General features: G+C 68.4%; 13 protein-coding genes. 4 read left to right on the top strand and 9 right to left on the bottom strand.

The features are described 5' to 3' along the window. Nucleotides 1-51: 51 nt before the first annotated feature. Nucleotides 52-543, top strand: coding sequence for an inorganic diphosphatase (locus tag AB0I18_RS35225; RefSeq protein ID WP_033321679.1), 492 nt, complete (start codon nucleotides 52-54; stop codon nucleotides 541-543). Nucleotides 544-711: 168 nt separating this feature from the next. After that, nucleotides 712-2349, top strand: a complete 1638-nt coding sequence (locus AB0I18_RS35220; protein ID WP_363109741.1) for a threonine/serine exporter family protein — start codon at nucleotides 712-714, stop codon at nucleotides 2347-2349. Nucleotides 2350-2425: 76 nt separating this feature from the next. Here the strand turns inward: AB0I18_RS35220 and AB0I18_RS35215 are convergent, their stop codons facing one another. Together AB0I18_RS35215 and AB0I18_RS35210 are read right to left on the bottom strand one after the other, a co-directional pair. Then, on the bottom strand, nucleotides 2426-3520 hold the full coding sequence (locus AB0I18_RS35215) for a VTT domain-containing protein (RefSeq protein WP_363109740.1): 1095 nt from the start codon (nucleotides 3518-3520) through the stop codon (nucleotides 2426-2428). Between the two features lie 220 nt (nucleotides 3521-3740). Continuing rightward, nucleotides 3741-4502, bottom strand: a complete 762-nt coding sequence (locus AB0I18_RS35210) for a MerR family transcriptional regulator (protein ID WP_363109739.1) — start codon at nucleotides 4500-4502, stop codon at nucleotides 3741-3743. Nucleotides 4503-4698: 196 nt separating this feature from the next. Here AB0I18_RS35210 and AB0I18_RS35205 point away from each other — a divergent pair, with 196 nt between their 5' ends. Continuing rightward, the gene (locus AB0I18_RS35205) at nucleotides 4699-6108 is read left to right on the top strand and encodes a glutamate decarboxylase (RefSeq protein ID WP_363109738.1); all 1410 of its coding nucleotides are present in this window, start codon (nucleotides 4699-4701) and stop codon (nucleotides 6106-6108) included. Between the two features lie 48 nt (nucleotides 6109-6156). On the opposite strand, the gene AB0I18_RS35200 is transcribed toward AB0I18_RS35205, so the two are convergent. The 6 genes from AB0I18_RS35200 to AB0I18_RS35175 all read right to left on the bottom strand — a co-directional run bounded on the left by AB0I18_RS35200 (nucleotide 6157) and on the right by AB0I18_RS35175 (nucleotide 11758). Next, entirely contained in the window at nucleotides 6157-6906 is a 750-nt protein-coding gene (locus AB0I18_RS35200) for an ABC transporter permease (RefSeq protein ID WP_363109772.1), read from the bottom strand. Nucleotides 6907-6944: 38 nt separating this feature from the next. Then, nucleotides 6945-7889, bottom strand: coding sequence for an ATP-binding cassette domain-containing protein (locus tag AB0I18_RS35195; protein WP_363109737.1), 945 nt, complete (start codon nucleotides 7887-7889; stop codon nucleotides 6945-6947). Between the two features lie 87 nt (nucleotides 7890-7976). Beyond that, a complete protein-coding gene (locus AB0I18_RS35190) occupies nucleotides 7977-8618 on the bottom strand; it encodes a PadR family transcriptional regulator (RefSeq protein WP_363109735.1) in 642 nt (213 codons plus the stop codon). A 42-nt stretch (nucleotides 8619-8660) separates the two neighbouring features. After that, entirely contained in the window at nucleotides 8661-9212 is a 552-nt protein-coding gene (locus tag AB0I18_RS35185; protein WP_363109734.1) for a DinB family protein, read from the bottom strand. 124 nt (nucleotides 9213-9336) lie between these two features. Then, nucleotides 9337-10797, bottom strand: coding sequence for an aldehyde dehydrogenase family protein (locus tag AB0I18_RS35180; protein ID WP_363109733.1), 1461 nt, complete (start codon nucleotides 10795-10797; stop codon nucleotides 9337-9339). Nucleotides 10798-10906: 109 nt separating this feature from the next. Continuing rightward, nucleotides 10907-11758: a helix-turn-helix transcriptional regulator gene (locus tag AB0I18_RS35175; RefSeq protein WP_363109771.1), complete on the bottom strand. Its 852-nt coding sequence runs from the start codon at nucleotides 11756-11758 to the stop codon at nucleotides 10907-10909. Nucleotides 11759-12124: 366 nt separating this feature from the next. On the opposite strand from AB0I18_RS35175, the gene AB0I18_RS35170 reads away from it, so the two are divergent. Further along, the gene (locus tag AB0I18_RS35170) at nucleotides 12125-12601 is read left to right on the top strand and encodes an ATP-binding protein (RefSeq protein ID WP_363109732.1); all 477 of its coding nucleotides are present in this window, start codon (nucleotides 12125-12127) and stop codon (nucleotides 12599-12601) included. A gap of 132 nt (nucleotides 12602-12733) precedes the next feature. Here the strand turns inward: AB0I18_RS35170 and AB0I18_RS35165 are convergent, their stop codons facing one another. Then, complete coding sequence (locus AB0I18_RS35165; RefSeq protein WP_151477816.1) at nucleotides 12734-12952, bottom strand: DUF397 domain-containing protein; 219 nt, start codon at nucleotides 12950-12952, stop codon at nucleotides 12734-12736. Nucleotides 12953-13667: the final 715 nt, after the last annotated feature.

The raw sequence follows: 13667 nt of genomic DNA, 5'->3' as shown, positions 1-13667 counted from the left end.
TGAGGGACACTTAACCACCAGAACTATGTGCTGATCATGGAGGAGCCACCGGTGGAGTTCGACGTCACGATCGAGATTCCGAAGGGTTCGCGGAACAAGTACGAGGTGGACCACGAGACCGGTCGGATCCGCTTGGACCGTCGCCTCTTCACCTCGACCAGTTACCCGGCCGACTACGGATTCGTCGAGAACACCCTCGGCGAGGACGGCGACCCGCTGGACGCGCTGGTCATCCTGGACGAGCCGACCTTCCCCGGCTGCCTCATCCAGTGCCGCACCATCGGCATGTTCCGGATGACGGACGAGGCCGGCGGCGACGACAAGCTGCTGTGCGTGCCCGCGCACGACCCGCGCGTGGAGCACCTGCGGGACATCCACCACGTGTCGGAGTTCGACCGTCTGGAGATCCAGCACTTCTTCGAGGTCTACAAGGACCTGGAGCCCGGCAAGTCCGTCGAGGGCGCCAACTGGGTGGGCCGCACGGACGCCGAGGCCGAGATCGAGCGGTCCTACAAGCGCTTCAAGGAGACCGGCGGTCACTGATCGCCGCCTCCAGGTCGTCGGGCAGGTCGTCGGGTTCTTGTTCTTGATGAATCGCCGACTTCTGTAAAGAAGGCTGCCGTTACGGGCCGTACGCCGGGTGCGTGCGGCCCGTTCGTTTGCCTGTGCGCATACTGAGACGTACCGGAGGTGAGAGTCGGGAGTCGTGGGGTGACAGAGCCGGAGGCGGAAGACCGCAAGCCGCAGTCGGACGAGGCGAGGAGTGCGTTCACGCAGCCGCCCGGTGTGGCGGCGACGATCGAGGACGAGTCGCAGACGACGTCGGAGTTCGCGATGCCCGAGGGGCTCGCGCCGCCCGAGCCGCCGAGCACCGAAGCCGGGGGCTCGGCGTTCAACACTCCCCGTACGTACCGGGCGCCCGCCTTCACGCCGCCCATGGGCATCCCGCGGGTCGACCTGACCAAGGACATCCCCTGGCAGGACCGGATGCGCACGATGCTGCGCATGCCGGTCGCCGAGCGGCCCGTGCCCGAGATCGCGCACAAGGGGGAGGACGAGGGCCCCGCCGTCCCGCGCGTGCTCGACCTGACGCTGCGCATCGGCGAGTTGCTGCTCGCGGGCGGGGAGGGCGCCGAGGACGTGGAGGCGGCGATGTTCGCCGTCTGCCGCTCGTACGGCCTGGACCGCTGCGAGCCGAACGTCACCTTCACCCTGCTGTCCATCTCGTACCAGCCGTCGCTGGTGGACGATCCGGTGACGGCCTCGCGGACCGTACGCCGCCGGGGCACCGACTACACGCGGCTCGCGGCCGTGTTCCAGCTCGTCGACGACATCAGTGACGACGAGACCGAGATCTCCCTGGAGGAGGCCTACCGGCGCCTCGCGGAGATACGCCGCAACCGGCACCCGTACAACGGCTGGGTGCTGAGCGGGGCCTCCGGCCTCCTCGCGGGCGCGGCCTCCATGCTGGTCGGCGGTGGCCTGGTCGTCTTCGTGGCGGCCGCTCTCGGCGCGCTGCTCGGCGACCGGCTGGCGTGGCTGTGCTCGGCGCGCGGGCTGCCGGAGTTCTACCAGTTCACGGTGGCCGCGATGCCGCCCGCCGCGATCGCGATCGCGCTCACGCTGGCGAATGTCGAGGTGCGCGCGTCCGCGGTGATCACCGGCGGTCTCTTCGCGCTGATGCCCGGACGGGCCCTGGTGGCGGGCGTGCAGGACGGACTGACCGGTTACTACATCACCGCGTCGGCCCGTCTCCTGGAGGTCATGTACCTCTTCGTGGGCGTCGTCATCGGTGTCCTCGTGGTCCTGTACTTCGGGGTGAAGCTGGGCGTCGAGCTGAATCCGGACGCGGCGCTGCTGTTCGCCGACCGGCCGGTGATGCAGATCGCCGCGTCGATGCTGCTGTCGCTCGCCTTCGCGGTGCTGCTCCAGCAGGAACGATCCACCGTGCTGATCGTGACCCTCAACGGCGGGGTGGCGTGGAGTGTGTACGGGGCGATGCACTACGCGGGCGAGATCTCACCGGTCGCCTCCACGGCCGTCGCCGCCGGTGTGGTGGGCCTGTTCGGGCAGCTCCTGTCGCGGTACCGGTTCGCGTCCGCGCTCCCGTTCACGACCGCCGCGATCGGGCCGCTACTGCCCGGTTCGGCCACGTACTTCGGGCTGCTCGCGATCGCCCAGAACAACGTCGACGCGGGGCTGGTGTCCCTCACCAAGGCCGCCGCCCTCGCGATGGCGATCGCGATCGGCGTGAACCTGGGGTCCGAGATCTCCCGCATGTTCATGCGACTGCCGGGAGCGGACAGCTCGGCGGGGCGCCGCGCGGCCAAGCGGACGCGCGGGTTCTGAGGTACGGCGGTACGGCCTGGGCGGGGTTCTGAGGTGCGGCCCGCGACTCGGGCCGCACTGTCGCGTATGCGCCTGCTCAGTTCCGCGGGTAGTCCTGGCCGTACGGGTAGCCCTGGGGCTGCGGGTGCTGCTGCTGGTCCTCGGGGTACTGCTGGCCCTGCGGATACTGCTGGTCCTGCTGGCCTTGTGAGTACTGCTGCTGACCCTGCTGGCCCTGTGGGTAGCCCTGGGGGTACTGCTGCTGGGCGTAGGACTGGTCCTGGCCCTGCGGGTAGCCGTGAGCCTGGTTCCCGTAGCCCTGGTTCCCGTAACCCTGGTCGGAGCCGTACGGCTGCTGCTGGTAGTAGCCCTGGTCCTGGTTTCCGTACTGCTGCCCTTGGTTTCCGTACTGCTGGCCCTGGTCGCCGTACTGCTGGTTCTGGCCCTGGTTGCCGTGCTGCTGGTCCTGGCCGTACTGCTGGACCGGCGGCACGCGGCGCAGCTGGGTCGTCTGGTCGCTCGCCACGGGGGCTGCCGACGGGACCTCGGCCGCCGTGGCCTCGGGCTGGTTCTTCTTGCCCTTACGGGCGCGCAGGAACTCGATGATGATCGGGACCACCGAGAGGAAGACGATCAGGAGCAGGATCGGCTCGATGTTCGTCTTGACGAAGTCGATCTTGCCGAGCCAGGAACCGAGCAGCGTGACGCCCGCGCCCCAGAGGATGCCGCCGAGGACGTTGAACGTGAGGAACGAGCGGTACTTCATGCCGCTGACACCGGCGATGATCGGCGTGAACGTGCGCACGATGGGCACGAAACGGGCCAGCACCAGGGACTTCGGGCCGTGCTTCTCGAAGAACTCGTGGGCCTTGGCCACGTTCTCCTGTTTGAAGAGGCGGGAGTCCGGGCGGGTGAAGAGCGCCGGGCCGACCTTCTTGCCGAACATGTAGCCCGCCTGGTCGCCGAGGATCGCGGCGACGCAGATCAGGACGACGGCCGCCCACAGCGGGAAGTCCAGCGTGTTGGCGGAGATCAGCATGCCCGCCGTGAACAGCAGGGAGTCACCGGGCAGGAAGAAGCCGATGAGCAGGCCCGACTCGGCGAAGACGATCAGGAGCAGGCCCCAGATGCCGAACGAGTCGAGCAGGTAGTCCGGATCCAACCAGCTTGGGCCGAGGGCGAGCGTCGTCACGGTTCCGGGCTCCTGAGGGCTGGTGGATACGGTGGGGGGTCGAGGTATCGCCGACCAAACTACCAACGCAGGATGGCATGGCCAGGTTCCACCAGGTTCTACGGAACGGACTGTGCCCTGACTGGGACATGGCTGTGAGCCACCGTCAGAGCGGCCTGTAAGGGGCGCTCACCATTGCGAACGCCCCTTACCGACACGTTTTACCGACACCCGCTTACGGTCAGGCTTCGTGCCGTGCGGCGTTCGCCGTGATCGCGTCCCTCAGGTGCTCGGCAAGGCCCGGGCGCATGGAGTCGTAGAACTCCTTGAACCGTTCGTCGGACACGTACATCTCGCCGAGCCCCCGGTGCATCTCGTACGGGCATTCGTAGAACCACTGGGTGATGTGCCGCCGGTGCTCCATGGCCATGGCCATGGCCCGCTCGCCCGTGGCGGGCTCACCGGCCTCCATGAGGGTGTCGTAGCGCTCGCCCCAGGAGGCCACCTCGGCCTGCATCCGCTGCCAGTCCTCCTTGGAGTAGCCGGCGGCGCGGCGCTGCGACTCGGCGTACGCCTCCGTTCCTCCCCAGCGGCGCTCGGCCTCCTCGGCGTGTTCCTCGGGGTCCTTGTCGCCGAAGACCTCGAACTTCTCCTCGGGTGTGAGGTTGATGCCCATCTTGCGTGCCTCCATGGCGTGCTCCACGGCCGCGGCCATCTTCTGCAGCTTCTCGATCCGGGCGGTCAGCAGCTCGTGCTGCCGGCGCAGATGTGCGCGCGGGTCCGCCTTCGGGTCGTCGAGCAGGGCCGCGACCTCGTCGAGCGGAAAGCCCAGCTCCCGGTAGAACAGGATCTGCTGCAGCCGGTCGAGGTCGGCGTCGCTGTAGCGCCGATAGCCCGCGTGGCTGCGCCCGTTCGGTACGAGCAGCCCGATCTCGTCGTAGTGGTGCAGCGTGCGCACCGTCACTCCGGCAAATCCGGCGACCTGTCCAACGGAGTAGCTCATCGCCTCCGCTCCCTCCTTCTCGGTACGCACCTCAGCCTGAGTCCTCACGTCACGTGAGGTGCAAGCCCGGATCCACCACCGGACACGACCGGCCGGACACCGTGTCGGTTTTACCCGCTTACGACGAGGTGGGGCCCACGATGGAACCCCCTACCACGGGCCCCGACCCCATCGGCCCCCACCGACCGGAGGCACCATGCCGCTCCACACCGGCCCCGAGAAGCCCGACGAGCGTCCGCTGACCGTCAACCCCTTCTACGGAGAGGCCAATCCGGTCGGCGGCATGGCCGAGGCCCCGCCCAAGCACCGGCTGCCGGACGGGCCGCTGCCGCCGTCCACGGCCTATCAGCTCGTGCACGACGAGCTGATGCTGGACGGCAACTCCCGCCTCAACCTCGCCACCTTCGTCACCACCTGGATGGAACCGCAGGCCGGTGTGCTGATGGACGAGTGCCGGGACAAGAACATGATCGACAAGGACGAGTACCCGCGCACGGCCGAGCTGGAGCGGCGGTGCGTGGCGATGCTGGCCGACCTGTGGAACGCGCCGGATCCGGCCGCCGCCGTGGGCTGTTCGACGACGGGGTCAAGCGAGGCGTGCATGCTCGCGGGGATGGCGCTCAAGCGCCGCTGGGCCAAGCGCAACGCGGACCGCTATCCGGCGAGCGCCCGCCCGAATCTCGTCATGGGCGTCAACGTGCAGGTCTGCTGGGAGAAGTTCTGCGCGTTCTGGGAGGTCGAGGCGCGCCAGGTCCCCATGGAGGGCGACCGTTTCCACCTCGACCCGGAGGCCGCCGCCGAGCTGTGCGACGAGAACACCATCGGGGTCGTCGGCATCCTCGGTTCCACCTTCGACGGGTCGTACGAGCCGATCGCCGAACTCTGCGCGGCACTGGATGCTTTGCAGGCGCGTACAGGTCTGGACATCCCCGTCCACGTCGACGGGGCGTCCGGCGCGATAGTCGCCCCCTTCCTCGACGAGGACCTGGTCTGGGACTTCCGGCTGCCGCGCGTCGCCTCAATCAACACCTCGGGACACAAGTACGGGCTGGTCTACCCGGGCGTCGGCTGGGCGCTGTGGCGGTCGGCCGCCGAGCTGCCTGACGAACTGGTCTTCCGCGTCAACTACCTGGGCGGCGACATGCCGACCTTCGCGCTCAACTTCTCCCGGCCCGGGGCGCAGGTGGTGGCGCAGTACTACACGTTCCTGCGGCTGGGCCGCGAGGGCTACCGGGCCGTCCAGCAGACGACCCGGGACGTCGCCCGACGGCTCGCCGAGCGGGTCGAGGCGCTCGGCGACTTCCGCCTCCTCACCCGGGGCGACCAGCTGCCCGTATTCGCCTTCGCAACCGGCCCGGACGTCACGGCGTACGACGTCTTCGACGTGTCCCGGCGGATGCGGGAGCATGGCTGGCTGGTGCCCGCGTACACCTTCCCCGCGAACCGCGAGGACCTCTCCGTGCTCCGGGTGGTGTGCCGCAACGGCTTCTCGTCCGACCTCGCCGAGCTGTTCGCGGAGGACCTGGGCCGCCTGCTGCCCGAACTGCGCCGGCAGCCGCATCCGATCACGCGGGACAAGGAGGCGGCGACCGGCTTCCATCACTGAGAGTCTGTGCGGGCCCGAGCTGTCGGCCCGGGCCCGCCCGGCTCGCGCCTACTTGCTGAGCGCCGCGAACCTCCGTACCGCCAGCGGGAAGAACACGGCGAGCAGCGCGAGCGGCCAGCCGACGGCCAGCAGTTCGGCGTGCTCGGCAGCCCAGGACGTGCTCGCCGTACCTCCCTTGTTGCCGAACAGGTCACGCACCGCGGTCGCCGTCGCCGACATGGGGTTCCACTCGACGGTCGCGCCCAGCCAGCCCGGCATGGATTCGGGTGTGGCGAAGGCGTTGGACAGGAAGCCCACCGGCCAGACCAGGATCTGCACGGCCACCACCAGCTCCGGCCTGCCCGCGACCATGGCCAGGTAAATGCCTATCCACAGCATCGCGAACCGCAGCAGGAGCAGCAGGCCGAGCGCGCCCAGGAAGGCGGCGAACGAACCGTGCCAGGTCCAGCCGACCGCGAGCCCGACACCGACCAGCACGACCAGGGAGACGGCCGACTGCAGCATGTCCGCCGCCGAACGGCCCACGAGCACGGCGCCGTTGGCCATCGGCATCGACCGGAACCGGTCGATCACCCCCTTGTTCAGGTCCTGCGTGACCGCGACCATCGTGGCGTCCAGACCGAAGGTCATGGTCAGCGCGAACATGCCGGGTACCAGGTACTCGCGGTAGTCGCCTTCGACGCCGCTGCCGCCGCCGATCAGGTAGCCGAACATCAGCAGCAGCATCACCGGGAACACCAGGCCCACGACGACCTGCACGGGCTGCCGCGCCCAGTGGGCGAGTTCACGCCGGGTCATGGTCCAGGAGTCGGTGACGGCCCAGCTCAACGACGTACTCACACGGCCTCCTCGGGCTTGCCGGTCAGGTGCAGGAAGACCTCGTCCAGTGTCGGGCGCCGCAGGGCGATGTCCTCCGCCTCGATGCCGGCCTCCTCCAGGGCGCGTACCGCCCCGGCGAGCGCCGCCATGCGGTCGGTGACCGGAGCGCTGAGGAGGCGCCGGTCGGTGTCCACGGAGATGTCGGCCTTGTCGAAGGGCAACAGGGCGACGGCCGCGCCCAGTTGGCCCTCGTCCCGCAGCACCACGTCGATCCGGTCGCCACCCGTCTTCGCCTTGAGCTCGTCCGCCGTGCCGTCCGCAATGACCCGGCCGTGATCGACGACCGCGATGCGGTCGGCGAGCTGGTCCGCCTCCTCCAGGTACTGCGTGGTGAGCAGTACGGTCGTGCCGCCACCGACCAGGGAGCGCACCGCGCCCCACACCTCCGCGCGGCCCCGGGGGTCGAGCCCTGTCGTCGGCTCGTCCAGGAAGAGCACCTCCGGTTCGGTGATGAGCGAGGCGGCGAGGTCCAGGCGGCGGCGCATGCCGCCGCTGTACTGCTTCACCACTTTGCGGCCCGTGTCCGCGAGGCCGAAGCGCTCAAGGAGCTCGTCGGCCCGCACGCGCGCGTGGCGGGCGCCCAGGTGGTAGAGGCGCCCGAACATCTCCAGGTTCTGCCGTCCGCCGAGTTCCTCGTCGAGCGCCGCGTGCTGGCCGAGCAGGCCGATGCGCCGCCGTATCCGGCCCGCCTCCCGCACCACGTCGCACCCGAAAACCTCCGCGCGCCCCTCGTCCGGCCGCAGCAGCGTGGTCAGCACGCGCACCGCGGTGGTCTTGCCGGCGCCGTTCGGGCCGAGCAGACCGTGCACGGTGCCGCGCCGCACCACCAGGTCCAGCCCGTCCAGGGCCGCCTTGTCCCCGTACCGCTTCCGTACGTCCTCGACGACGATCGCGTCCGTCATCCGACTCCCTCCGACTCAATGTAGTCAAACTTGACTACTTGCTCGCCGGCAGACGGTATGCCCATCGAGGCGATTAGTCAAACTTTATTAGCTCGCATCTCCTGGATGTGGCTGCCCTGTCCCGTACGGGTTCTTCTCGCCCTCCGCGAGCACCCCCACGAACGGCTCACCCTCGCCCGCGAAGGTGTACGCGCCGCCCTTGATCCGTGCGATCAGACCGCGGGTCCACTCGGCGCCGCTGTCGGCGGAGTGGACCCAGAAGTTCATGATCTCGCCGATGTGGCCGAGCTGGGCAGGGCCTTCCTCCGGCGTGTAGTACTCGGTGACCGCCTTGCGCCACTCCTGGATGCCGCGCACCCGCTCCTCCAGGAGTTCGACGACCTCCTCGCGGTCCAGGTCGACCATGGAACCCAGCGCGGCCGAGAGCGCGTCCGGCTTCTGGTCGTACGAGGTCAGGGATTCGCGGACCATCGCGAAGTACTCCTTGGCGCCCTTCTCCGTGATCTCGTACTCGGTACGCGGCGGGCCGCCGGCCGTGGAGGGCGCGATCTCGTGCGCGTACAGCAGGCCCTGCTTCGCCATCTGCTTGAGCGCGTGGTAGATCGAGCCGGGCTTGGCGTTGGACCACTCGTGCGCGCCCCAGAACTCCAGGTCGTTGCGCACCTGGTAGCCGTGGGCCCGGCCGTGCTGACGTACGGCACTCAGGACGAGGAGGCGGATCACTGACATGGGCCAAGCGTAGGACCCGCCTCCTCGGGTTCCGACGGCGACTCAGCCCCAGTCGCCGCCGCCCTGCGCCTGTGCGACCAGCTCGAAGGCCGTCTTCCCGTCCAGGGACTCGCGGATGACGTCGGCGTGGCCGGCGTGCCGGGCCATCTCCGCGATCAGCCGGAGCATCAGCCAGCGCATCGACACGGCTTCGTCGTCCGGGAACCAGGGCTGGTCGGGCAGCGGGAAGGTGTCGTTGAGGCTGGGCACGGACCGGATGAAGTCCTCGGTCTGCCGGGTGACCTTGTCCCAGTAGGCGAGCATGGACTCGACGGTCTCGTCGCCGACCAGCCGGAAGCTGTCGCCCCAGTCCTCCTCGGAGCGCTGGGTGTCGGGCGCCACCTGACGGGCCCGTGACAGCCAGCCCTGCTCGGTCTCGGCGACGTGCTTGAGCAGCCCGGAGAGCGAGAGTTCGCTAGCGCTCGGCTTTGTCGCCGCCTGCTCGTCGGTGAGGCCGAGCAACGTCCGGCGGATGCCGCCCCGCTGCTCGTCCAGGAAGGCGAGCAATGCGCCGCGCTCGTCGCCGTGGGCCTCTGCGTGCACGTGCATAACCATGAGGGCCGCCTCTCGTGGGTGCCGTTTCCTTCTCGACACCCACGAAGTTACGGGCCCTTGCGGTCAGTTTCTGTCCGCAAGGGCCCGCCACATTCAAGCCATGCCCCATCCGCTTTCGAGCGGCTCAGAACGGGAAGAAGCTGCGCCCGTGTTGTACCGAGATCCACTTCTGGGTGGTGAACGCGTCGACCACCGCGTCGCCGTTCAGGCGGCCGATGCCGGAGGACTTCTCGCCGCCGAAGGCGACCGGCGGCTCGTCGTGCACGGTGCCGTCGTTCACGTGGAACATGCCCGTGTCGATCTGCTTGGCGAAGGAGACACCGCGCTCGACGTCGGCGGTGTGCACGGCGCCGCTCAGCCCGTACGGGGTGTCGTTGACGATCCGTACGGCCTCCTCCTCGCCGTCGAACGGGACGAGGAGCGCGACGGGGCCGAAGATCTCCTGCTGGAGGATGGCGGAGTCGGCGGGCAGGCCGGTCAGGACGGACGGCTCGACGAGGTTGTCGGTGGTGGCGCCACGCACGAGGGCCGTGGCGCCCTCGGCGATCGCCTGCTCCACGGTGCCCGAAATGGCGTCCGCCTGCGAGGAGTTGATGACCGGGCCGATGACGGTCCGGGGGTCGCTCGGGTCGCCGGTCTTCAGCGTCTTCACCTTGGCGACGAACTTCTCGGTGAACTCGGTCTCGACCGAGCGGTCCACGAGGATGCGGTTCGCGGCCATGCAGACCTGGCCCTGGTGCACGTACCGGCTGAAGACCGCCGCGTCGACCGCGTAGTCGATGTCCGCGTCGTCCAGGACCACCAGGGCGCTGTTGCCGCCGAGTTCGAGGATCGAGCGCTTGAAGTGCGAGGCGCAGACCGTGCCGACGTGGCGGCCGACCTTGTCGGAGCCGGTGAAGGAGATGACCTTCGGGACCGGGTGCTCCAGGAAGGCGTCGCCGATCTCCGCGATGTCCGTGATGACGACGTTGAGCAGACCGCCCGGCAGACCCGCGTCCTCGAAGACCTTGGCGACCAGCGAACCACCGACGATCGGGGTGTTCTGGTGCGGCTTGAGGACCACGCCGTTGCCGAGCGCGAGCGCCGGGGCGACGGACTTGATCGACAGCAGGAAGGGGAAGTTGAAGGGGCTGATCACACCGACGACGCCGACCGGGACGCGGTAGACGCGGTTCTCCTTGCCGACGACCGGCGAGGGGATGATCCGGCCCTCGGCCCGCAGCGACAGGTGGATCGACTCGCGCAGGAACTCCTTGGCGAGGTGCAGTTCGAAGCCGGCCTTCAGATGCGTGCCGCCGAGTTCCGCGATGATCGCCTCGGTGATCTCCGGCTCGCGGTCCTCGATGATGCGCAGGGCCTTCTCGAACACGGCGCGCCGCGCGTACGCGTTCGTCGCGGCCCATTCCTTCTGGGCGCGGGCGGCGGCCTGGTAGGCCTGATCCACCTCGTCGACCGTGGCTATCGTGATCGACGCGAGCTTCTCACCGTCGTACGGATTGAAGTCGATGATGTCCCAGGAACCCGTGCCCGGACGCCACTCTCCGTCGATGTACTGCTGAGCCAGGTCGGTGAAGTAGGACGACATGTGATCCCTCAATCCCTTGCTGCCGCAGCAGCCAGCCTGATCATCTTCACGGTCTGATCACACGTCATCGTACTGGTGTTTAAAGGGAGTTGGAGAAGGTGCTGATGTTTCAGGAGAGTTGGAGCAGACCCCGGAGCAGATCACGGCTCTCGTCCGGCCCTGGACTGTCGTCCTGGAGCTGCTTCATCGCCTTCTCGTACTGGGTGACGTCCTCGCGCTTGTCCAGATACAGCGCACTGGTGAGCTGCTCCAGATAGACCACGTCGGACAGATCGGACTCGGGGAAGCTGAGCACCGTGAAGGCCCCGCTCTCGCCCGCGTGCCCGCCGAAGCCGAAGGGCATGATCTGGAGCCGTACGTTGGGACGCTGGGAGACGTCGATCAGATGCTGGAGCTGACCCCGCATCACTTCCCGGTCACCGTACGGCCGTCGCAGCGCGGCCTCGTCGAGGACGACGTGGAAGTCGGGGGCGTTCTCGGACACCAGGTACTTCTGGCGCTCCAGACGCAGGGCCACGCGCCGGTCGATGTCGGCGGCGCTCACGGCCTTGGCACCCTTGCCGTGGTTCGCGCTGCGCATGCCGCGCTCGACGACCGCGTGCGCGTACGCCTCGGTCTGCAACAGGCCGTGCACGAACTGGACTTCGTACGACCGGATCAGCGATGCGGCGCCTTCCAGGCCGACGTACGTCGGGAACCAGCTGGGCAGGACGTCCGAGTAACTGTGCCACCAGCCCGCGACGTTGGCCTCCTTGGCGAGTGAGAGCAGCGAGTTGCGCTCCGCGTCGTCCGCGATCCCGTACAGGGTCAGCAGATCCTCGACATCCCTCGTCTTGAAGCTCACCCGGCCCAACTCCATACGGCTGATCTTCGATTCGGAGGCGCGGATCGAGTAGCCGGCCTTCTCCCTGGTGATGCCGCGCGACTCCCGTAGCCGCCTGAGGTGCGAGCCGAGCAGCATGCGCCGTACCACCGATCCCGACTCCTGCGCGCTCACGTTCGTCCGCCTCCCTGCCCCGTTCTTCAAGGGCCGCAGTCTGCCACTAAAACACTCCAAGCAGTACTCGTTCGGTTACAGAAACGGCAAGGTTTCGAGGAAGACACACAGGAACTGGCAAGGAGAAGACCGGCCAGAGACAGAAAGGCGGCAGAAAGACGGCGGAAAAAATGACCAAGAAGCGGTATGGGAAGGTCCAATTCGGGCGCGTGCACGTGCATCTGCCCTTGCATCTGCCGTACGCATTCGGAACGATGGTCTCGCGCCACCGCTGCATCGCCACGACCGCGAACCCCGGGAGTGCCTCGCATGGGGACGAATGGATCGACCATGCTCGAGCCGTTAAGGCAGGGGCTTCCGCCGCTGGACCCCGCGGCCGTGTCCAACGCCGCCTCCTGCGCCCTGCCGCCCCGCTACGAAGCGGTGCGCGACGCACGGCAGTTCACCCGCCACACACTGGACCAGTGGGACATCGGCAACCGCTTCGACGACGTCTGTCTGGTGGTCTCGGAACTCGTCACCAACGCACTGCGGCACGCGCTGCCCGCGGACACCCCGCGCTCGCCCGATCAGGACCCGCCCGTGCGGCTGCACTTGATGCGGTGGACCGAGCGACTGGTCTGCGCGGTGCGCGATCCCAGTCACGACAGCCCGGTGGCGGGCGACTCCGAGGACTTCTCGGCGGAGTCGGGCCGCGGTCTGTTCCTGGTCGACTCGTTCGCCGACAGCTGGGGGTGGCACCCGCTCGCCGGCACGCTCAACGGCAAGGTCGTGTGGGCGCTGTTCCGGCTCCAGCCGTCCGCCTGAGGGACCGCGGCGCTTTTTCGGGCCGCGGTTCTACGCGCGTTACGGTGCGTCGGTGATCGCAGCGGAGGGTGACCGCCCTCGGTCACCGTCGCACGTACCGCTGGCCGGCCCCGCGATTCGGCCCGCTGCCGGTCAGCCCGCTATCAGGTGGTCGAACTCGCCGTCCTTGATGCCCAGGAGCATGGCCTCGATCTCGGCGCGTGTGTAGACGAGGGCGGGTCCGTCGGGGAAACGCGAGTTGCGCACCGCGACCTCGCCGCCGGGCAGCCGCGCGAACTCCACGCAGGAGCCCTGCGAGTTGCTGTGCCGGCTCTTCTGCCAGGCCGCTCCGCGCAGCTCCGTGGCAGCCATGCCGTTGTACACGTCGTGGTCCACAGGTCGCTCCCCGGTGGTGCATTGGTGTGTCTGTTGCCAGTGGTGCAGATGGTCAACTGCACCGGATCATAGCTGTCTTCACATGCAGATGCATGGGCAGATGCACGTGCACGGGGGGTGGTCCTGCGGTTACAGGTCAGACGGGTTCACAGCCGAAGTGGTTCCTCTTGACCAGGCGGCTGCGGCGTCCCTCATGTTCCAGGGTCCACGTGACGGTCCGCTCCGCGGGGTGCCCGACTGAGCCCTGAAACGAGTCCGGCCTCCCGTCACACCTTGAGGTGTGACGGGAGGCCGGATGAAGGCGGGGGGATTGAGGTGGTTTGACGACTGCGGGCCCGGTGGGGGCCGGTCGCGCAGTTCCCCGCGCCCCTAAAAGATCTGGGGTGCCCTGGGTTGGTTTGTCGGGTGCGGGTCGGCTGTGGCTGGTCGCGCCGTTCCCCGCGCCCCTGAAAAGACCAAAGACCGGGGGCCTTGGGACGGTGTGATCACTGCGGGCCGGTGGGGGCTGGGTGCGCAGTTCCCCGCGCCCCTAAAAGACAAAAGACAACAGCCAAGAGCCGGGCGGGGTCTGCAGCGCAGGCCCCACCCAGCCGCACTCGGCCTTCCGGCGTGAGGGGTCGTGTCGGGGTGTCCGATCGCCGCGGCAACGTGCCATGACTGGATATCCCAGAGCGGCGATCGGATATCCCGT

The sequence above is a fragment of the Streptomyces sp. NPDC050704 genome, assembly GCF_040654355.1.
In the GTDB taxonomy this organism is placed as follows: Bacteria; Actinomycetota; Actinomycetes; order Streptomycetales; family Streptomycetaceae; genus Streptomyces.
This window is presented reverse-complemented; position numbering and strand designations above follow the sequence as displayed.